Annotated in this window: 1 tRNA gene; it reads right to left on the bottom strand. The window is 60.5% G+C overall.

What is annotated here, in order from left to right:
- Positions 1 to 363: 363 nt before the first annotated feature.
- Positions 364 to 439 (bottom strand) — tRNA-Arg (locus IM725_RS20020).
- Between the last annotated feature and the right edge of the window lie 257 nt (positions 440 to 696).

The raw sequence follows: 696 nt of genomic DNA, 5'->3' as shown, positions 1-696 counted from the left end.
GAACTTTGAAAGGAGCCAGCAGATGCAATTCGATGCCCGTAAGCATGAGGCAGACCATGCCGACGGAGCACCCCAGACGGTTTGAGAATCAAACCAGAAACCGTCCACGGAACTGGGTCAACTCCAGCCAAGCCTCTAGGTTTAGAGCGTTGCCTCAGGCCATAGGGCTTTTGGTCGGTCAACAGCGCTAGTCGGCAATAGGAACGATGTGCCGGGCCACGTTCGGGCCACCGGTGGGCCATGGAGGCGGCGCTGACGGCCTGTGACTACCGGTCTCCAAGCCAGTTCGAGATTCTCTGATTTGACACAGAACGAACTGGCGATGGTCTTTTGTTGGCAGTCACTTCCTGAAAAAGTGAGCTGTGGCGCGGCTGGCGGGGATCGAACCCACGACCCTCGGCTTCGGAGGCCGATACTCTATCCACTGAGCTACAGCCGCGTGGCTGTTGGAGACCGATAGTCTATCTGCTGCGCGGCCGGCCCCTGACCATAGGCTTCGGAGGCCGATACTCTATCCACTGAGCTACAGCCGCGTGGCTGTTGGAGACCAATAGTCTAACTTGCGCGAGGCCGGCCCCTGACCATAGGCTTCGGAGGCCAATACTCTATCCACTGAGCTACAGCCGCGCGAGAGGCGGATTGTAGCGGGTGGGGCGCGCCCGCCACGCCGGGGGCCGAATCTGCTGAGGTCGGGCG

It is taken from the genome of Ramlibacter aquaticus (assembly GCF_015159745.1).
Taxonomy (GTDB): Bacteria; Pseudomonadota; Gammaproteobacteria; order Burkholderiales; family Burkholderiaceae_C; genus Ramlibacter; species Ramlibacter aquaticus.
The sequence above is the reverse complement of the archived record's forward strand: the minus strand, read 5'-3'. Positions and strand labels throughout refer to the sequence as shown.